General features: G+C 50.5%; 16 protein-coding genes. 9 read left to right on the forward strand and 7 right to left on the reverse strand.

Annotated elements, in window-relative coordinates; genetic code table 11:
* Positions 1 to 50: 50 nt before the first annotated feature.
* The gene (locus KD147_RS06925; protein ID WP_212547315.1) at positions 51 to 1,745 is read right to left on the reverse strand and encodes a DUF8614 domain-containing protein; all 1,695 of its coding nucleotides are present in this window, start codon (positions 1,743 to 1,745) and stop codon (positions 51 to 53) included.
* Positions 1,746 to 2,073: 328 nt separating this feature from the next.
* Here KD147_RS06925 and KD147_RS06930 point away from each other — a divergent pair, with 328 nt between their 5' ends.
* Positions 2,074 to 2,913, forward strand: a complete 840-nt coding sequence (locus KD147_RS06930) for an HDOD domain-containing protein (RefSeq protein WP_105253796.1) — start codon at positions 2,074 to 2,076, stop codon at positions 2,911 to 2,913.
* 93 nt (positions 2,914 to 3,006) lie between these two features.
* Here the strand turns inward: KD147_RS06930 and rdgC are convergent, their stop codons facing one another.
* The 3 genes from rdgC to KD147_RS06945 all read right to left on the reverse strand — a co-directional run bounded on the left by rdgC (position 3,007) and on the right by KD147_RS06945 (position 6,016).
* Positions 3,007 to 3,915, reverse strand: a complete 909-nt coding sequence (rdgC, locus tag KD147_RS06935) for a recombination-associated protein RdgC (protein ID WP_212547316.1) — start codon at positions 3,913 to 3,915, stop codon at positions 3,007 to 3,009.
* A gap of 67 nt (positions 3,916 to 3,982) precedes the next feature.
* Positions 3,983 to 5,743 carry a sensor histidine kinase gene (locus KD147_RS06940; protein ID WP_212547317.1) on the reverse strand — a complete coding sequence of 587 codons (1,761 nt, stop codon included), beginning with the start codon at positions 5,741 to 5,743 and terminating at the stop codon, positions 3,983 to 3,985.
* Between the two features lie 72 nt (positions 5,744 to 5,815).
* Positions 5,816 to 6,016 carry a hypothetical protein gene (locus KD147_RS06945; protein ID WP_212547318.1) on the reverse strand — a complete coding sequence of 67 codons (201 nt, stop codon included), beginning with the start codon at positions 6,014 to 6,016 and terminating at the stop codon, positions 5,816 to 5,818.
* Positions 6,017 to 6,297: 281 nt separating this feature from the next.
* On the opposite strand from KD147_RS06945, the gene thrA reads away from it, so the two are divergent.
* The 4 genes from thrA to ung all read left to right on the forward strand — a co-directional run bounded on the left by thrA (position 6,298) and on the right by ung (position 11,681).
* Positions 6,298 to 8,715, forward strand: coding sequence for a bifunctional aspartate kinase/homoserine dehydrogenase I (gene thrA / locus KD147_RS06950; RefSeq protein WP_212547319.1), 2,418 nt, complete (start codon positions 6,298 to 6,300; stop codon positions 8,713 to 8,715).
* A gap of 9 nt (positions 8,716 to 8,724) precedes the next feature.
* Positions 8,725 to 9,666, forward strand: coding sequence for a homoserine kinase (gene thrB, locus KD147_RS06955; protein ID WP_212547320.1), 942 nt, complete (start codon positions 8,725 to 8,727; stop codon positions 9,664 to 9,666).
* The gene (thrC, locus tag KD147_RS06960; protein WP_212547321.1) at positions 9,666 to 10,949 is read left to right on the forward strand and encodes a threonine synthase; all 1,284 of its coding nucleotides are present in this window, start codon (positions 9,666 to 9,668) and stop codon (positions 10,947 to 10,949) included. The genes thrB and thrC overlap by 1 nt, the downstream gene beginning before the upstream one ends.
* Positions 10,950 to 11,015: 66 nt before the next feature.
* Entirely contained in the window at positions 11,016 to 11,681 is a 666-nt protein-coding gene (ung, locus tag KD147_RS06965; RefSeq protein WP_212547322.1) for a uracil-DNA glycosylase, read from the forward strand.
* Positions 11,682 to 11,725: 44 nt separating this feature from the next.
* On the opposite strand, the gene KD147_RS06970 is transcribed toward ung, so the two are convergent.
* On the reverse strand, positions 11,726 to 11,911 hold the full coding sequence (locus KD147_RS06970; RefSeq protein WP_105187815.1) for a DUF3545 family protein: 186 nt from the start codon (positions 11,909 to 11,911) through the stop codon (positions 11,726 to 11,728).
* A gap of 147 nt (positions 11,912 to 12,058) precedes the next feature.
* Positions 12,059 to 13,009 carry a transaldolase gene (tal, locus tag KD147_RS06975; protein WP_212547323.1) on the reverse strand — a complete coding sequence of 317 codons (951 nt, stop codon included), beginning with the start codon at positions 13,007 to 13,009 and terminating at the stop codon, positions 12,059 to 12,061.
* 291 nt (positions 13,010 to 13,300) lie between these two features.
* On the opposite strand from tal, the gene yaaA reads away from it, so the two are divergent.
* On the forward strand, positions 13,301 to 14,080 hold the full coding sequence (gene yaaA, locus KD147_RS06980; RefSeq protein WP_212547324.1) for a peroxide stress protein YaaA: 780 nt from the start codon (positions 13,301 to 13,303) through the stop codon (positions 14,078 to 14,080).
* 77 nt (positions 14,081 to 14,157) lie between these two features.
* Here yaaA and KD147_RS06985 read toward each other — a convergent pair whose 3' ends face one another.
* The gene (locus tag KD147_RS06985) at positions 14,158 to 14,394 is read right to left on the reverse strand and encodes an EF-hand domain-containing protein (RefSeq protein ID WP_212547325.1); all 237 of its coding nucleotides are present in this window, start codon (positions 14,392 to 14,394) and stop codon (positions 14,158 to 14,160) included.
* 539 nt (positions 14,395 to 14,933) lie between these two features.
* Here KD147_RS06985 and KD147_RS06990 point away from each other — a divergent pair.
* From KD147_RS06990 to KD147_RS07000, 3 genes are read left to right on the forward strand one after another with little or no spacing between them, the layout of a single operon-like run.
* A complete protein-coding gene (locus tag KD147_RS06990; RefSeq protein WP_212547326.1) occupies positions 14,934 to 16,349 on the forward strand; it encodes a sensor histidine kinase in 1,416 nt (471 codons plus the stop codon).
* 10 nt (positions 16,350 to 16,359) lie between these two features.
* Positions 16,360 to 16,911 carry a hypothetical protein gene (locus tag KD147_RS06995; RefSeq protein ID WP_105253807.1) on the forward strand — a complete coding sequence of 184 codons (552 nt, stop codon included), beginning with the start codon at positions 16,360 to 16,362 and terminating at the stop codon, positions 16,909 to 16,911.
* Positions 16,901 to 18,250, forward strand: a complete 1,350-nt coding sequence (locus KD147_RS07000) for a sigma-54-dependent transcriptional regulator (RefSeq protein WP_212547327.1) — start codon at positions 16,901 to 16,903, stop codon at positions 18,248 to 18,250. The genes KD147_RS06995 and KD147_RS07000 overlap by 11 nt, the downstream gene beginning before the upstream one ends.
* The last annotated feature ends 35 nt before the right edge of the window (positions 18,251 to 18,285 follow it).

The following is an 18,285-nucleotide window of genomic DNA, read 5'->3' on the forward strand; positions in this document are numbered from 1 at the left end:
AAGATAAAAAATAGCGCCCTTGGGCGCTATTTCTGAAGCTAAACTCTGGCTTATTCCAGACCTAACACCTTTTTACCCTGAGTAAAGTCAACGTCTACCGGGATATTAGCCTGGCTTAGTTTTTCCAGGTCGGCCGCTAGCTCAGGCTTGATCTCGCCCATAGAGGCAACCAGTTGATCCACCTTTTGATAATCGCCGTTACCCTGCAGGGTGAGGATCAGGTTAGAAAGCTTGGCCATGGCCGCTCCCATCTTATCCATATTGACGCGGTAAAGACCCTTGTCGTCTTTAGAGAAGGCACCTTCTTGCTTAAAGAAGTTAAAGCGGATCATGTTCGCTTTACCGTGGGCACTGGAAGCGCCAAAACGCACCGAGCGGAAAATACCGGCCATAAAGGTCACGTAGTAATCTTCCAACGTACCTTCGGTGATCTCACCCTTGTTTAGCAGCTGCTCAACCATGTACAGGCCAAGGATATCGGCTTTGCCTTCTTCCAGAGCACTGGCATGCTCTTGCAGCGACTGACGCACCGTACCCTTACCGGTAATGGTGTTTTTAATGCCCAGGCCGTGTGCCACTTCGTGGAACATGGTGTTGGCAAAGAAGGCATCGAAGGTGATGTGCTGACGCTGCTCTGGCACGATAAGCTCGGCGGCGATAGGCATCAAGATCTTATCAAACTTGGCACGCATGGCGTTTTTAAGTTGCAGGCGACGGGTACCTTTTTCCAGCTGCACCTGCTCATCGTTAGGCAGGTTGATGGCGATGGTCTTGCTGCCGGCATTTGAGTGACCCGCGTAGTAGATCACATCGTAGGCATTCAGATCCGCATCCGACCCCGGTACTTCTTGCTTATACTCATCGGCAACCGGTAGGCCTGTTTGCAGCTCAGGGAGGAACTGGGCGAACTTGGCCAGGCGCTCACTCCAGGCCATGTCTTTTACCAGGACATAGGCTTCGAAAGCGGCGCGGTAACCGAAAAGCTGATCTTCGTAGGTTTCGATGGGGCCAATCACCACATCAATAGGGTTATTTTTCATATCCATCCAGGCGAAATCAGAGGCCTGGTAGTCGTCGCTTAATAGCGCATCGGCGCGCATGCTTAGGTAGTTGGCGAATTCTTTGTCTTCGGCCAGCTCGCTGGCTTCGCGCAGCAGCTTGGCGGCGGCCTGTAGCTCACTCGCGTATTCCTTTGAGTAGGCTACGCTGAAGAGTTTGCCCTCGGCATCGCGTTTGATCACCGAGTAAAGGCCAGCTTTATCGGCAAGCTCGGCACTCTCTAACTCTTCTTTGCTCATATCCGCAGGGTAGAATTGGGCGCCGGCCGACTTGGGCTCAAAACCAGAGAGGAATACCTGGTCGCCATTAAGGCGATCCCAAGGGCCATAGTTGATTTTTGCGAAGTGGCGTACTTTTTCATCGCTCAGGGCGCTAAGGAACTCGGCTCTGTCACCACCAAAGGCCTGGCGCCAGAACAGCTCATCCATAATCTTTGCAGCGTCGATTAGTTTCGCCAGCATTTTCTTCTGGTTGCCGCTTAAGTGCGTTAGATCTGTGTTCAGCTCAAAGTCGGTGTAAATATCCAAACGGCTGGGAGCGATGTTGATCAACTCTACCGCAGCATTGCTAGGGGCTTGCTCAACAACGGCTTCGTTGCTGCTTTGAGGCTGTTGTTTTGAACAGCCGCTTAGGGCCACTAAACCACCGAGCATGATGGCTTGAGAGATTTTCGACAGTTTACGCATGAGAGTCCTCGTTAATTGATCATGAGTCTTGTTATGCGGGTAAGACTCACAAAATGAGTGAATGCTGGCTTAGGGGGGTGGTCCGTGCCGAGCGTGCCTTATGTTGGCATTAGTGCCCATTGGTCGAGCTGTTAGCCGCCGTAGGCACTGATTTTAGTCGTCTTATTTAACCAATTCGTTGCTTCGCTGACAACGGTAAATAACAGGATAGGGTCGACAAATTTCTAAAATTAATGGTTTTTTACGCTATCTCTTTTGAAACTTTCTCGGTAACTTATAGGCAGATATAAGAAGAACGCTCGCGTTGCTGAAAAAGGATACCGCGATAATGTCTACCGAAAATGCCTTGCTCACTATCTTAGTTGATCGCATCAAGAACGATACCCTGGTACTGCCAACTCTGCCCGAAGTGGCCTTAAGAGTGCGTAGTTGTGCCGATGATCCTGATATTACCCTGCATACCATGGCCGAAGTGATTGCCACCGATCCGGCGTTGGCGGCGCGGATGATCAAGGTCGCCAACAGTGCCTTGTTGAGCCGCTCGGTTAAGGTGACTACGGTTAACCAGGCGGTGACGCGTATCGGCCTCAGACAAATCAAGAATATCGCCACGGCTATGGCCATGGAGCAGCTGTTTGTGTCGCAAAATACGGTGATCAAGGGGTACATGGATAAGGCTTGGCAAAAGACCATTAGTGTCGCCTGTCATGCCATGGTGCTGGTGCAGCAGTTTCGTGAGCAGCAGCGCCACGATACCATTAACACCGAAACCATTACCCTGGCGGCATTAACCTATAACATTGGGATTCTGCCTATTTTAACCGAGGCGGAGAAACACCCTGAGGTGTTTGCCAACCCAAGTTTTTTAGCCCATGCCATTCAAAAGCTGGCTGGTCGTATTGGCGCCGCGATTTTAACCGCGTGGGATTTTTCCGAGGAATTCGTCCAGGTTGCTAAGCTGTGGTCCGATCCTAACTATCGCCCCGAGGAGATTGAGTTTGTCGACTTTATTCGCATGGGAGCGATTCTAGAGGGAATTCTGCAGGTCTCCGATAAGACGGCGGCCTTGCAGGTGTATGTGGATAAAGGAATTATTCCGTCCTTGGCACTGTTTGCCGAGAGCGATTATCAGAACCTGGTAAAAGACACCCAGGCGGTGTTCAGCTAAGCAAAGAGGCATTAAAGGTCGGCCTTCGGCAATGTGCTCCTGCATTGCTCTGCTACCGCCATCCCTGGCGGCCAAGGTCGACCTAGTATGGAGTTACAGGTCTTCGGCGTCGCCCAGCTCGCTGGTTAAGGCCTCAAGTAATTCCTTGATTTCTTCCGATACCAGAATAAAGTCGGCGTCCAGTTTGACCGCCATATCTTCCTTCGGAATATCGGCATTTTCTTCTTTTAACACATCGGCGTAGCTTACACGTTTAATAGAGCCGTCGTTTTGCAGCATAAACTTCACGCGCTCATGGTATTCAAGGGCAAGTTTCGTCACTTCTTTACCATTGTCGAGGTGATTTTTAACCTCTTCACTGGCTAGGTCGTGGCCCTTCAGTTTTACTTGAGCACCATTGTCATCCGGCTCTTGCAACTCGGCGTCCAGGCCAATGGCAAAGCCTTCTGGAGCATTGAATTCTTTTAACCAAGAAGTCAGGAACAGGCCCAGATCATAATTGGCAAAGGCGGGCACGACGGGCAGGGTACCCAAAGACTTACGCAGCAGCGCTAATAATTCTTCTGCTTTATTAAAGCTGGCGCTATTAACAACCACCCAGCCATTTTCCATATCGATAAAGGCATATTGCAGGCTCGACTTTTTGAAGGCCTGAGGCAACAGGGTGTTAAGGATATTCTCTTTGAGTTCATCCTTTTCTTTTTTGTTTACTCGGCGGTTTTCCTGTACTTCCAGTTGCTCTACCTTCTCTTGCAGCATATCGTTGACGACCGCCGCAGGCAGCACCTTCTCTTCGCGCTTGGCACACACCAGAATTGAGTTTTTAGAAAAGTGGCTTAATGTTTGGCCATGCTTACCCAGGGCTTTGGTCCAACCGAAGGTGTGCAGATCCTGACTGCCACAGGGGCGAAAAAGGTCCTGCTCCAGGGCTTTGTCAAAGTCTTCTTGTTGATAGCTGATCTCTTGCTTAAAACGATAGCAAATTAGGTTACTAAACCACATAAATATACTTCCATGGAGCGCTTTGGGCGCAAATTTATAGTGCCGTCATCATAACGGAGTGGCGCCGCTAATTAAACATTTGCATGGGTTTTGGCAGGTCTTTCGGAAGCGAAATGAAATACTGCAACCCCTTATTGGGCTTGCTGCTGACCGCTATTTCGCCGCCCAGGGTTTGTTTTACCAGGTTAAAGGTAATATGGGTGCCCAGGCCGCTGCCGCCCTGGTCCCTCTTCGTGGTGAAATAGGGGTTAAATAACTGTTCCAGTTGGGCCGCGTTGACGCCGCAACCATCGTCACTGTATTCGATTAATACCCGCTCATCCTGGTCTCGGATCAGGATATCGATATGGCCGTGCTGAACCCCTTCAAAACCATGGATCAGTGAGTTCATTATTAAATTGGTAAAAATCTGGCTTATCGCCCCAGCGGGTAAGTTAAGCACCAGATCATCCGGACACTGGATATTGATTTCATGCTCGGTGTGTTTCAGTTTTGGATGCAGGGAGCGGATCACTTCGCCAAGGTATGCTTTTAAGTTGATGGTGCGCACCGCTTCACTGGCTTGATCTACGGCTATTTGTTTGAAACTGGCGACCAGCTCGCTGGCACGGGCCAGGTTGCTGCTTAGCAACTCGGTGCTTTGTTTCGCCTCGCTAATAAATTGTGCCAACTCAGCCGGGGTCAGTGTTTCCTTGCTGTGCGCTTGCTCCAGCTCCTTAAGGCGCTCCTGTAAAAACGAGGTGGCGGTAACCCCTATTCCTACTGGGGTATTGATGTCATGGGTGATGCCGGCAACCAGCCCACCCAGGGCCGCCATTTTCTCCGAGCCCAATAAGCGCTCTTGAGTCACGTTCAGCTCGTCCACGTAGCGCTGCATTTCTCTTTGCTTGGTGAGTAGCTCTTGCTCGGTTTGGCGTCTGAGCTCAATTTCTTCGGTCAGACTCAGTTTTTGTTTTTCCAGCTCATATTTTTGCTGCTGCAGGTCCATCATGGCCTGGCTTAGGTTGGAGGTCTTACGGGCTACTTCCTGCTCGAGTTCTATATTCTGTTGGTCGAGCTTTTCATTGCTTTTGAGTAACTCTTTTTGCGTGCGTCTAAGTTTGTCACGGTATTCGACGACCTTGGCAATTAAATTATTAAAGGCCTGGGCCATGACGTTAAGCTCGTTTTGATCACGATTATCGAGGGTAATTCGCGTGTCCTCAATGGCGTCCGGTTCAACGGTCTCTATTTGCTCGGTTAATTGCTGCAACGGTCGAGTCAGATGTTTTCTAAAAGCCAGTAAAAACAACAAAATCAAAAAGGTGGTTTTGATCATGGCGTTGCCGACGAGCAGGTAAATAGAGACGATAATACGGCTGACGACCACATCTCGGCTGGAGAAGAGGGTGACATCGCCGACCTGAGTCTCACGACCCGAAAATTCAAATATGAGCGGAAAGGTATAGCCAAACAGACCCGACGGCGTGTCTTCAATAATGGCGGCGTCTTGCACCAGCTGCTTGGAGTAGAGCTCGCGGATGTCTAACGAGCGGCCGAGTTGGGAGATCACCTCACCGCTGTCATCACGCACTATGATGCCCTCAACCATGGGAATAGCGAGCAGCCCCTCGGCGATGGTGATGCTTTGATCTGTATTCAACTCCCAGATGGCGCGGGTCAGGCTGCCACTAAAGGTTTGTTGCAGGGTTTGCAGTTCATTGCGGATATAACTTTTGGTGTTGAAATATTCGGCAAATATTTGCGCGCAGGTCACCACAAAGGTCAGCACAAAGTACACGGATAAAACACTGGTAAGGAGTTTTTTCGACAAACTATTATGCAACATGTGTGTACTTGGCCCTGTGCAACTAAAAAAAGGCGGTGAGAAAACTCCGAGTTTGAGTTCTTATTTTTGCCGTTAGGCAGAAATAGCGCTTAGGATTTTAAAAAACCACATAAAATAATAGCTTATTGACCGGCGTTTAACAAAAGCTAATATTTCCACCTGTCTTACGTTAAACCGGGTTGGAGCCGAACTTTGCAAAACCGGCGCAGCGCATCCCGTTTTTGCATCATGGTAAAGAACTGGCGCAAGAGTAGCCGCTTTTTTGATTTGCATAAGTATTTCTACGTATTGCTTTAGATAGAAGAAAAAAGCATATTATTTGTTAAATATTACTGTTGACAGAAATAGTCTTTTTCGGGCAGTCTAAAAGCATGAATACAAATTACGCAACACTGATCACCATTATTACCACCACCATCCTTAGCGGATAGTGGCATGGGTCGGTGCGCGAAGAAAAAAAGGCCTATGCTTTATTGCATGGGCCTTTTTTTTGGCCTGAATTGGGCGCCACCACACAGCGGAATAATTGCGGTCAAAACGGGAATGAGGAAATTATGCAGGTATTGAAATTTGGCGGTTCATCGCTGGCCGATGCGGATTGCTTAGCGCGGGTGAGCGCCATAGTGCGCGCCGAGCTTAAAGAGCAAATGTTACTGGTATTGTCGGCCCCAGGAGGCATGACCGATGCCTTGGTGGCCTTGAGTGAGCTGGCAAAAACGGGACAGGACTACAGCCTTCCCTGGCAGGCGTTATGCGCCCGAGCTGAGGGCTTAAAATCTGAGGTTACGAATCTGGCGCAGGCGCCCAGCGCTTGGCCTGATTTTCAGGATTTGAAACGGCGTCTTGACGGCGTTGCCTTGCTTGGCCAGTGCCCGGACGCGGTGTACAGCTATATCATTAGCTTCGGCGAGCGCATCAGTGTGGCCCTGATGCAGGCCTTAATGGCCGACTTGGGGGCTCATTATGTGCCTGCCGAGCAGGTGGTTCGCTCTCATGGCGGTTTTATAGATGCCGAAGTGGACCTCTATGTATCAAAACAGCTGCTGCAGGAGTATTTGCATGCTAACCCGGCAAAAGTATACATAATGCCGGGTTTTACTGGCGCCGATGCTCAGGGCAATTTAACGACCTTGGGACGCAACGGGTCGGATTACTCCGCCGCTGTGGCTGCAGCCTGTTTAGAGGCTGAAGTTTGTCAAATCTGGACCGATGTGGATGGTGTCTACAGCGCCGACCCCCGTTATATTAAAGGCGCTACTAAGGTTGATCAGCTTTCTTACAAAGAAGCCATGGAGCTCTCTTATTTCGGTGCCAAGGTATTGCATCCAAAAACCATCATGCCCTGTGCCAAAGCGGGCGTGCCCTGTGAGATTAAAAATACCCATGCGCCTTCGCTGCCCGGCTCCTTGATCAGCGACGATGCGCGCTCTTCCCAACCGGTAAAAGCCATTTCCAGCTTGCAGGACCTGGCCATGCTGACTGTTTCTGGCCCGGGTATGAAGGGCAAGGTGGGTATGGCGGCTCGCGTCTTTACTGCCTTAGCCGCTGATAATGTGTCCATAGTTCTTATCACGCAATCGAGCTGCGAGTTCAGCATTAGTTTTTGTGTGTACCAGCAAGATCTGGCCTTGGCATTACATGCCCTGGAGCAGGCCTTTGAACTTGAGGCCAAGGCCGGGCTGATAGAGCCGGTCCAGGTGCAGCGCCACTTGGCTATTGTGACCCTGGTGGGTGACAAGATGCGTGCCCACAAGGGCCTGGCGGCCAAGTTTTTTGCATCTTTGGCACAGGCCCAGGTGAATATCGTTGCCATTGCCCAGGACTCCACCGAAAGCTCCATTTCCGCGGTGATCGATGGCGAGCTGTGTAACGATGCGGTGAAGGTGTGCCATGAAAACTTCTTTACCCATATGCCATCTATCGATGTTTTCCTCTTGGGTTGCGGCCTAGTGGGCAGCGAATTGCTTAGCCAGGTGGAGAAGCAGCAAGACTGGCTCAAGGCCCGCAATATCAAGTTGAAGGTGCGCGGCATCGCCAACTCGCGGCAGGTGCTGCTAAATAGTGAAGGTGTCGATTTGCAGCAATGGCCAACGCAGTTGCAGCAAACGGCACAGGAGTTTGACCTGAAATACCTGGAACAATTCGTAAAACAGCATCACCTGATCAACCCGGTAATCGTCGACTGTAGTTCAGCGGCGGCGCTGGCGGATCAATACGTTAATTTCTTAAATGCCGGTTTCCATGTGGTGGCCGCCAATAAAAAGGCCAATACCAGCTCGCAGGCCTATTACTGGCAGCTAAAAGAGGCGGCGCAGCGCAACAACCGACGCTTCCTGTATGAAACCAACGTGGGCGCCGGCTTGCCGGTACTCGATAACCTGCAGTCGTTGTTTGGCGCCGGCGATCAGTTATTACACTTCAGCGGCATCCTTTCAGGCTCCTTGTCTTATATGTTCGGGGTGCTGAGCGATGGTTTAAGCCTGTCGGAGGCGACCATCAAGGCTAAGGAAAGTGGCTTTACCGAACCGGATCCGCGCGACGACCTGTCTGGCACCGACGTTGCCCGCAAGTTATTGATCATTGCTCGTGAAGCCGGATTGGAACTCGAGCTTGAAGATATTGAAGTGGAGTCGGTTCTGCCGCCCGGGTTTGCCGAGGGCTTAAGTGTGGATGAGTTTATGGCTAAGCTGCCCGAGCTCGACAGCGATTTTGCCGATAAGGTGTCCTCGGCCAAGGCCGAAGGTAAGGTGTTGCGTTATGTTGGCAGCATAGACCAAGGACGATGTAAGGTGGGCATTGAAGCGGTCGATAGCGATCACGCCTTATTTGATATTCGCGATGGCGAAAACGCGCTGGCCATTTTAAGTCAGTATTATCAGCCCAAACCCTTTGTTATCCGCGGTTATGGTGCCGGCGCAGAAGTCACGGCGGCGGGGGTCTTTGCCGATATTCTAAAAACGCTACCACGATAAGGAAATCTGATGATTCAAGTATATGCTCCGGCTTCCATAGGTAATTTTGCCGTGGGTTTTGATGCGCTAGGCGCCGCCATTGCGCCTATCGATGGCAGTTTACTCGGTGATGTGGTCAAGGTCAGTGCCAGCACCACCACAGAGTTTGTATGCTCAGGGCCCTATGCCCACAAGTTACCGGTGCAGGCACAGCAAAACCTCGCCTATATGTGTTTGTTGCATTTTAAACAAGCGGTAGCGCCGGATATGCCAGATGTGCGCTTGGAATTGGTAAAAAACCTGCCCGTAGGCTCGGGCCTGGGCTCCAGTGCCTGCTCCGTGGTGGCAACCATCGCCGCGTTAGATAAGTTTGCCGGCACTGAGCTCAGCGCTGAGGCGCTGATCGAGCTGATGGCCGACTTTGAGGCCAAGGTCAGCGGCGGTCGTCATTATGACAATATCACTCCCTGCTATTTAGGTGGCTTGCAACTGACGGCGGAGCTTATCCCCGGTAAGTCCCTGGCCATTCCTACTCCGGATAATTGGTATCCGGTGGTGGCCTTCCCCGGGTTTACGCTTAACACCGCCAAGGCGCGCGCCGTGCTGCCAAAGCAGCTCGATATGCATCAAAGCGTCGAGTTTGCTCAGCGCCTTAGCGCCTTTTGCACCTTGATGTTACAACAGCGCAGTAACGAGGCGCTGTCGATCATGATAGACACAGTCGCCGAGCCGCATAGGGCGCAACTAATTAAGGGGTTTAGTGCGGCGCAAGGAGCCTTGTTAGAGCTGGGCGCCAAAGCGGTCAGCATCTCAGGAGCCGGGCCGACACTTTTTGCGCTGTGTGACAACCTCGCCAGCGCTGAGCTGTGTCAGCAATGGCTCAGTCAGCACTATATTAATGAACAAGGTTTTAGCCATATTTGCCAACTCGATTGGGCCGGAACCAGAGATTTGAATGAGGAACTAGGGTAATGCAGTTATATAACTTGAAAGATAATGAGCAGGTGGTGTCGTTTGTTGAGGCGGTGAAAATCGGTCTGGGGCGCAATCAAGGGGTATTTTTCCCTAAGCAACTGACTCAGTTAGAGGACGTCGATGCCTTGCTTGAGCTTGATTTTGTTACCCGCAGTGCCAAGGTATTGCGTCATCTTTTGGGTAATGAGTTGAGCGATGAAACCCTGGCGCAGATGGTTGCGGGGGCGTTTACCTTCCCGGCGCCTCTGGTCAAGGTGGATGATAATCTCCATTGTTTAGAGCTGTTTCATGGCCCGACTCTGGCCTTTAAAGATTTTGGTGGGCGTTTTATGGCCCAGTGCCTGGCTCAGTTTAGTCAGGGCGAAAAGGTCACTATTTTAACGGCCACCAGTGGTGACACCGGGGCCGCTGTGGCTCATGCCTTTTATGGTAAAGAGAATGTCGATGTGGTGATCCTCTACCCCGAAGGTAAGATCTCCGAGGCACAACAAAAGCTGTTTACCACGCTAGGCGGCAATATTCATTGTTATAGCGTCAAAGGTTCGTTCGACGATTGCCAGGCCATGGTAAAGCAGGGCTTTTTGGACGAGGAACTGAAATCACGACTCGGCCTCAATTCGGCAAATTCCATCAATATCAGCCGTCTGTTGGCACAGGTTTGTTATTACTTTGAGGCGGTGGCGCAACTACCAAAAGAGCAAAGAGCGCAGGCGCATATTTCCGTGCCCAGCGGTAACTTTGGTAATGTATGTGCGGCCATGATAGCGGCGGTGATAGGTTTGCCTGTCAGCAAGCTGTCGGCCACCACCAATCAAAACGATACGGTGCCGCGTTACCTCGAGTCCAAGCAGTGGCAGCCAAATGAAACACTGGAGTCTTTGTCGAACGCCATGGATGTGAGTCGACCCAACAACTGGCCGCGAGTGCAGGTGATGCTAGATAGCGGGCAATTTAGCTATGACCACTTTTACTCTCACGGTGTGGACGAAGCCACCACGGCGGCGGCGATGCGCGAGTTGCAGCAGATCGGTTATACCGCCGAGCCCCATACCGCAATCGCCTATCAGGGGTTAAAGACGGATTTGGCTCCCGGTGAGCAGGGGATCTTTTTGGCCACCGCCCACCCGGCTAAGTTTAAAGAGAGCGTGGAAGAAATCCTGGGTATCTCATTGGATATGCCCAAGGCGCTGGCGGAGGCCCTTGCTAAACCTTGCCTGGCCGAGCCCATGCATGCCGACTATCAGCAGTTGCGCGAGGCAATGCTGGCGAAACTTGGTTAATTTGGTAAGCTTGCTTTAGCATTAACAAGACGGCCTTGAGGTCGTCTTTTTTATTCGAGAGCCTATATGACATCCTGGTCCGATTTACTGGCGGCACAAAAGCAGCAAGCCTATTTTCAAGAGACATTAGATTATGTGCAGCAACGCCGTGCCGAGGGCGTTGCCGTGTATCCATCCAAAGAAAAGGTCTTTGAGGCATTTCATGCCACCGAGTTTGACGATGTTAAGGTGGTGATTTTAGGCCAGGATCCATACCATGGTCCAAACCAGGCCCACGGCTTGTGTTTTTCCGTGTTGCCCGGGGTCAAGCCGCCACCGTCATTGGCTAATATGTACAAGGAATTGGCGCAGGACATTAGCGGTTTCCAAATTCCTGAGCACGGCTATTTGCAGTCCTGGGCCGAGCAGGGGGTATTATTGCTCAATACCGTGCTTACGGTGGAGCAGGGCCAAGCCCATTCCCATAAGCACTTGGGTTGGGAGCACTTTACCGATCAGGTCATCACGGCACTGAACGAGCAAGGTGAGGGCATCGTCTTTTTACTCTGGGGCGCGCATGCGCAAAAGAAGGGCAAGCATATCGACACCAATAAGCACTTTGTGCTTAAGGCGCCGCACCCATCTCCCTTGTCCGCACACCGAGGCTTTTTTGGTTGTGGTCACTTTTCAAAGGCCAACAGCCTGCTCGTCGAGCAGGGAAAAAAACCGATCGACTGGACCTTACCGAGCTAAACCAGAAGCATAAAAAAAGGAGCAATTAATTGCTCCTTTTTAACTTAGAAATCGAGTTCTTCTAACGCGATGTCATCGCTAAACAAGTCTAGTTCTTGTAGTTCTTTGCGTAGACGTTGTTTATCTTTTAGTGCTTCTATCTCGCGCCACTTACGTTTTTTATTACGACCGGAAGTCTTTTTGGCCTCAGGACCTTCTAGTATTTTTATTAGTTCATTCAGACTATCCATGACACTCTCCTGTATAACTAACGCAATCAATCTATACCATAGAAAGTGCAAAAATAAAACGAAATTGTTTATTTTAAGTTACAGGAAAGTGATGTTTTTATTACCGTCAACGCCAGCATCTTGCTGGCGTTATATTTTGGAAGAAAATTAGAGGGAAGAGAAGCGGCGTTCGAGCGCCACTTGTGCCTCTGCGAAGGCGCGTATGCCCTCTGCCAGTTTTTCGGTGGCCATGGCATCCTGATTCTGTAACCAACGGAATTCGCTTTCGCTTAGGGCGCTTGGCTTAGGGGCTACAGCCGCCGGTGGTGTAAGCTGATACTGTGTGTTCGCCGGTAAGTCACCCAGCTCTTCGAGTAATGCCGGGCTGATGGTTAGGCGGTCGCAGCCGGTCAATGCTAGGATTTCGCCGGTATTTCTGAAACTGGCTCCCATGACTATGGTTTCATAACCGTGGCCTTTGTAGAATTCATAAATGCTGCGTACCGATTGCACGCCGGGATCCGCCAGTGGGTCGCTCGGCTTTTCCATGCCATTGGCCACATGCCAGTCGAGAATACGGCCGACAAAGGGGGAGATCAAATAGACGTTAGCATCGGCACAGGCGCGGGCCTGGGCTTCACTAAAGAGCAGTGTCAGGTTGCAACGAATGCCTTCCTTTTCCAATTGCTCGGCGGCTTTAATCCCTTCCCAGGTTGACGCTATCTTAATTAAAATCTTTTCGCGACCCACGCCCTCAAGTTCATACAAACTTAGAAGTTGTTTCGCTTTCGCTATGGTTGCCTGGGTATCAAATGACAGACGCGCATCGACTTCGGTAGAAATATAACCGGGAACGATCTCGGCGATTTCCTTGCCAATCAATACAGCGAAGTAATCACATGCCAGTGCCAATTGGGCGCCAGTGTCATCAGTTTGGCTACGAGCGTATTGCCAGGCCTTATCAAGATAGGGCTGGTAGGCCGGGATTTCGCTGGCCTTAAGTAACAGTGATGGGTTGGTGGTCGCATCTTGTGGTTGATGCTTACGTATCGCTTCAATATCGCCGGTGTCGGCGACAATCGTTGAATGCTGCTTCAACTCTTGTAGTGCTGTAGTCATGTGCTTTCCTCATTCCAAGCATATAGCGTCTACGGAGTTTATCGTCAGTGCCTATAGCAAATAGATAAACACTTATAGGTTATGTAGTTAATGTTGCACCTTAGTGACAACCATGGGGAGGTCAATTGTCCGTGCCTGGGGATTGATGTTACTTAAATAACATCAAAGTGAACCGGTCGCCGCCGCTTAGGCGAGAGCGTATGGCACGCAGACCGATTTAGAATAAAGCGTGATCTTTGCTTTATTTAATGTTGAAATTGACACTATTCCAGAGCCAAGTCAACAGCAATTATGATCACAGTTATTTCCCCGGCAAAAAACCTTGATTACGAAACCGCGGCCCCGGTTACAACACATAGCCAACCCGAGTTACTCGCCCACAGCGAAGAGTTGATTTCGGTGTGCCGTGATTTGACACCGCAGCAAATCGGTAGCCTGATGAAGATAAGTGATAAGCTTGCCGGCTTAAACGCCGCTCGCTTTAGTGAATGGTCTCAGCCCTTTACTCACGACAATGCCAAGCAAGCTATTTTTGCCTTTAACGGCGATGTGTACACTGGGTTGGAAGCGAGCAGCCTCAGTGATGACGTGCTTGATTATGCGCAAGGGCATTTGCGCATTCTATCGGGTCTGTATGGGGTGCTTAAGCCACTTGATTTAATGCAGGCCTATCGTTTGGAAATGGGCACGAAACTGGAAAACCCACGAGGCACTAACCTGTATCAGTTCTGGGGTAGTATTATTGCCGAAAAGCTCAATGAGACTCTGGCTCAGAGCGGTGCAAAGCAACTAATTAACCTAGCCTCGAACGAATATTTCAAGGCGGTGGACAAGAAAGCATTGAACGCCGAAATTATTACGCCGGTATTTAAAGACTGTAAAAACGGTCAATACAAGGTGATCAGTTTCTACGCGAAGAAGGCGCGCGGCATGATGGCCCGTTATATCATGGAAAATCAGGTTGAGAGCCTGGAGCAATTAAAGCAGTTTTCCAGCGCCGGCTATTACTTTAGTGCCGAAGCAACGGCGAAGGAAAACGAGCCGGTATTTTTGCGTGAAGAGCAAGGGTAAGAAATCCGAACAATAAAAAAAGCGCTTCAGGCGCTTTTTTTATTGGCTAATTGCAGCTTACGGCGTAAGGCCGTGCCCTATTGGCGGGCGTAATTGGTAAATTCGCGTAACGACAATTTGCCGTCTTTGTCTTGATCATAGCTGCTAAAGCGTGACCACAAAGCCGGTTCTTGTGCGGCTTCCGACTTGCTGATAGCGCCGTCGCGGTTTCGGTCTAACTCTTTAAAGCGCGACTCGATACTGCCTGCCTGCACCGCGGTGGTGAAGAGGGCAAGCATCAAGGTGCTTAAAATCAGTACTGCAATTTTGTTCATGTAAAAATCCTAGCGTACAGGTTACGCATCTTATGTTTTTAGCCTAACCAAGTTTATCACCTTGTCCAAGGAGAATAAGATTAACTGCCTAATTGTTGAGACTAAGCTGGCCCTCGGCTGCTTGCGGCTTAGGTGTCGGTTGTGAATTGTCAGGCCTTGCTCGTGTTGGGTCAACCGACAGATTAGCCGGAAGGCTCATTGCCGAGCTCGACTTCGGTGGCTGTTTAGCGCTGACTAGGGTAACACATAAGATTAAAGCTACGACTAAAACTACACGTCGCACGGTATTCTCCAATTCATAGTGGCTTAATTGAAACTCATTTATATATGTATGTGTAAGGTCTTTAGACCGCAGGGCCGCTTTCCTAACAAATTCAGTGCCAATTTTTAAAATTAATATTTTTCAATTGGTTATATTTTTAGGTTGCGTAATTACGCGGACAGGTTGTAGCTATTTTGCAACACTTTATGGTTTCCATTATTTTTTTTACTAAATTTCAGTTAGTTAGTTTTTCGCTTTTTGGCAACAAGGAGTCTCGGTGATTTTTCGTATGCTGCACTGGCGCCCAAGCCTGTTTGCCCAATTCTTTATCGGCGTGGCCATTCTTCTGGTGCCATTGGCGCTGGTGGTCGTGGTTTTTTTACAGGCCCTTGACGAGCATATGGTCAATACCCAGCAGATGGTATTAAGCAGTTATCAAAAGAATGAACAATTCAATGAGTTTAAGCAGCTGTTCCAGTCCTTGGAGCGGGCTACGTTGCAAAACTGGGTATTAAAAAGCGAGCAGCTGAGTAAGGCGGTCAGTGAGCAATGGCAGAAGGCCGATGCGCTGTTGGCACAACAGACGGAGGCGGCCAATACAAAGAATGAACTGGCACGGTGGCAGCAGCTGCAGTCCACTTTTGTGGCCACCAGAGAAAATATAGAGCAGCAAGAGCAGGCCAATGCCGAGTTATTCGCCCCGCTACGCCAACATTTAAACAGCCATGGCAATTGGCTTCATAGCCATACCAAGGAGCAAATTGACCAGGCGCAGCAGGCGCTCACGGATCTGCAGCAAAGTTTTATTAATTGGCTGGTGGCCCTGGTGCCCATTGTGCTGTTGCTCGGCGGTGGCTATTTATGGCGTTTAAGCAGCAACCTGGGATATTTATCCCGGGTGATAAGCCAATTAGGTCGCGGTGATTGGGATGTGGATATCCAGCTGACCGGTGCCAAAGAGCTGCGAGAGTTGGGACAAAAACTCAATTGGATGCAGCAACAATTGCAAAGTTTAGAGCAGCAAAAAGACACCTTCTTACGTCATGTAACTCATGAACTAAAAACGCCCTTGGCCTCTATGGTTGAGGGCTGTGATTTATTGCAAGAACAGCTGGTGGGTCCTATTAACGAGCAGCAGCAAGATGTCTTACAGCTCATTAGTCAAAGTACCGAACGACTTCATGAGATGATCAAAAACCTGCTTAATTACAATGCCATTAAGGCGCGAACCCTGAGTACCAAGGGCTGCCAACTGGATGCCTTGCGAGCTCAGGTGCAGGAGCATTTTGCCGAGCGCCTGCACCTGGCCAAGCAAACCCTGTTATGGCGTTGTCCGGCTGAGCTAAAAGAGTTACCGCTTGATGGTGAATTGCTGCAAATGATCTTGGTGCAACTGGTATCAAACGCCATTAAGTTTTCACCGACCGGGGCGCAAATTGAGGTGCATATAGAGCGTTCTAAACAGGAGCTGGAAATAGCCGTGGTCGATCAGGGCCCGGGTATAAAAGAGGCCGAGCGCGAACGTTTGTTTGATGCCTTTTATCAGGGACAGGCGGCCAAGGGAAGTAGCGTCGCCGGCAGTGGTTTGGGTTTGTCCATCGTCAAGGAATGCGTCAATCAGCTCAATGGCGAGGTGCAGATCCATTCAGGCTCACCTCAGGGCAGTTGTTTTAGGCTTAAGTTTAGTTGCTAGTGGAGTCGAAATGTTGAAATTTTCCAAGTGTGTGGTCGTGCTACTGGTGCCTTTGTTGAGTCTGGGCTGTCAACTGCCGGGCCCAAGAACGACGGAGGCCGGTGGTCAGTTAGGTGAGCTTGAAAAGCAGGCCCCCAACCCTAAACCCAGACCCAAGCAACAGCCCATCTATCCCAGTGCGGAGCAACTGGTGCAGTGGCATGCACAGCAGTGCGGCGGTTTTACCTCGGCCACTGAGTTACAGGAATATGTGGCGGCACCCAGGCTGAAGCAGTTCTTCGCCCGATTGTGTTTGCGCGGCCAAAGTAGCCCGGATGAGCTGCTTAGCGAGCTCGAGGTGATCAGCGGTCAGTATTACTGGCCCGAGTCCAGCGCCCGGTACTTTTGGCTGCTGAAGCAACAGCTTCAGGCCAACAGCCAACAACAGCAACAACTTACTAAGCTGCGTCAAGAGCAGCAGCAAATGCAGGAAAAAATGCAAAAGACCCTGTCGTCGCTGGCGGCTATCGAGCAGCAGTTGCTGCAACGTGCCTCTCAGCAGGAGGATAACAATGAGTTCTAAAGCACGGGTTTTACTCGTTGACGATGATGTCAGTTTATTAAAACTACTGACCATAAGGCTGATGGCCAATGACTATGAAGTGATCACGGCCAATAGCGCTCCCCAGGCATTGAGTGAGCTGCAACAGCAAACCTTTGATGTGGTGTTGACCGACTTGCGCATGGATGACATGGACGGCATGCAACTGGCCGAGCAAGTGCAACAACTTTACCCCAGCCTGCCTGTGGTGATGATGACAGCTCACGGGTCCATTCCCGATGCAGTGCGCGCCACCAAGCAAGGTATTTTTGCGTTTTTGACCAAACCCATCGACAAGGATGAGCTGATCGACACCCTGGCAAAAGCGGTGCGTCTGCATGGCCAGGGACATGGTCAATCGCAGCAAGCCAGTCACCCCTATATAGTGACCCGTAGCGCCACTATGTACCACCTGCTGGAGCAGGTACGTATGGTCGGCGCAACTGATGTGAATGTATTGATTTCGGGGGCTAGTGGTACGGGTAAAGAGCTCTTGGCCAGGGCCGTGCATGAGAGCAGTGCAGTCAGCGATGGCCCCTTTGTCGCCATTAACTGCGGCGCTGTGCCTGCCGAGCTCTTGGAATCCCAGTTGTTTGGTCATAAAAAGGGCGCCTTCACCGGGGCCACCGCCGATCACGTGGGGCTATTTTCCGAGGCCCAAAATGGCACCCTGTTTCTGGATGAAATAGGGGATATGCCATTGAACTTGCAGGTTAAATTGCTCCGCGTACTGCAAGAGAAAAAGATTCGTCCAGTCGGTCATAGCGAGGAAATTCCGGTTAATGTCAGAGTGGTGTCGGCCACCCACAAGGATTTGCCGGCGGCGATCCGCGAAAACAGCTTTCGTGAGGATCTCTACTATCGTTTAAACGTGGTGAACCTGCGTTTGCCACCGCTGAGCGAACGTCGCGAGGATATCTCCCTATTGGCGCATCACTTTTGTGAGCAAATTGCCGCCCGTCAGCAACAAGGGGTGAAGCGTTTCAGCGATGATGCCATGGACTTGCTATTACGCCACGATTGGCCCGGTAATATTCGCCAGCTGCAAAACGTGATAGAACAAGTCGTGGCACTGAGTCCCGGGGTGTTGATAAGCGCCCAGCAGGTGGCCATGGCCTTGCAGTGTGAGCTCGAGGCCAGCTCTCCCATTGCTTTAAACGAGGCTAAGCGCCAGTTTGAACGTCAGTACTTGATCAATGTCCTGAAAATGGTGGATGGCAATGTGGCCCAGGCGGCCAAACTGGCCAAGCGCAATCGCAGCGACTTTTATAAGCTGATCAAAAAACATGAGATCGACGTGGAGCAATTCAGCCGCGACTGATTAGCCGTTATAATGCCGCCAGCACAATTCAAAAG

Source organism: Pseudoalteromonas sp. BDTF-M6 (assembly GCF_018334135.1).
Lineage (GTDB): Bacteria > Pseudomonadota > Gammaproteobacteria > Enterobacterales > Alteromonadaceae > Pseudoalteromonas.

Coding starts and splice junctions, on each gene's coding strand:
- tal (WP_212547323.1), bottom strand. CDS start 13,009: ATGACTACAGCACTACAAGAGTTGAAGCAGCATTCAACGATTGTCGCC.
- KD147_RS06940 (WP_212547317.1), bottom strand. CDS start 5,743: ATGTTGCATAATAGTTTGTCGAAAAAACTCCTTACCAGTGTTTTATCC.
- KD147_RS06925 (WP_212547315.1), bottom strand. CDS start 1,745: ATGCGTAAACTGTCGAAAATCTCTCAAGCCATCATGCTCGGTGGTTTA.
- thrA (WP_212547319.1), top strand. CDS start 6,298: ATGCAGGTATTGAAATTTGGCGGTTCATCGCTGGCCGATGCGGATTGC.
- ung (WP_212547322.1), top strand. CDS start 11,016: ATGACATCCTGGTCCGATTTACTGGCGGCACAAAAGCAGCAAGCCTAT.
- KD147_RS06985 (WP_212547325.1), bottom strand. CDS start 14,394: ATGAACAAAATTGCAGTACTGATTTTAAGCACCTTGATGCTTGCCCTC.
- KD147_RS06995 (WP_105253807.1), top strand. CDS start 16,360: ATGTTGAAATTTTCCAAGTGTGTGGTCGTGCTACTGGTGCCTTTGTTG.
- KD147_RS06970 (WP_105187815.1), bottom strand. CDS start 11,911: ATGGATAGTCTGAATGAACTAATAAAAATACTAGAAGGTCCTGAGGCC.
- rdgC (WP_212547316.1), bottom strand. CDS start 3,915: ATGTGGTTTAGTAACCTAATTTGCTATCGTTTTAAGCAAGAGATCAGC.
- thrB (WP_212547320.1), top strand. CDS start 8,725: ATGATTCAAGTATATGCTCCGGCTTCCATAGGTAATTTTGCCGTGGGT.
- thrC (WP_212547321.1), top strand. CDS start 9,666: ATGCAGTTATATAACTTGAAAGATAATGAGCAGGTGGTGTCGTTTGTT.
- KD147_RS06945 (WP_212547318.1), bottom strand. CDS start 6,016: ATGCAAATCAAAAAAGCGGCTACTCTTGCGCCAGTTCTTTACCATGAT.
- yaaA (WP_212547324.1), top strand. CDS start 13,301: ATGATCACAGTTATTTCCCCGGCAAAAAACCTTGATTACGAAACCGCG.
- KD147_RS07000 (WP_212547327.1), top strand. CDS start 16,901: ATGAGTTCTAAAGCACGGGTTTTACTCGTTGACGATGATGTCAGTTTA.
- KD147_RS06930 (WP_105253796.1), top strand. CDS start 2,074: ATGTCTACCGAAAATGCCTTGCTCACTATCTTAGTTGATCGCATCAAG.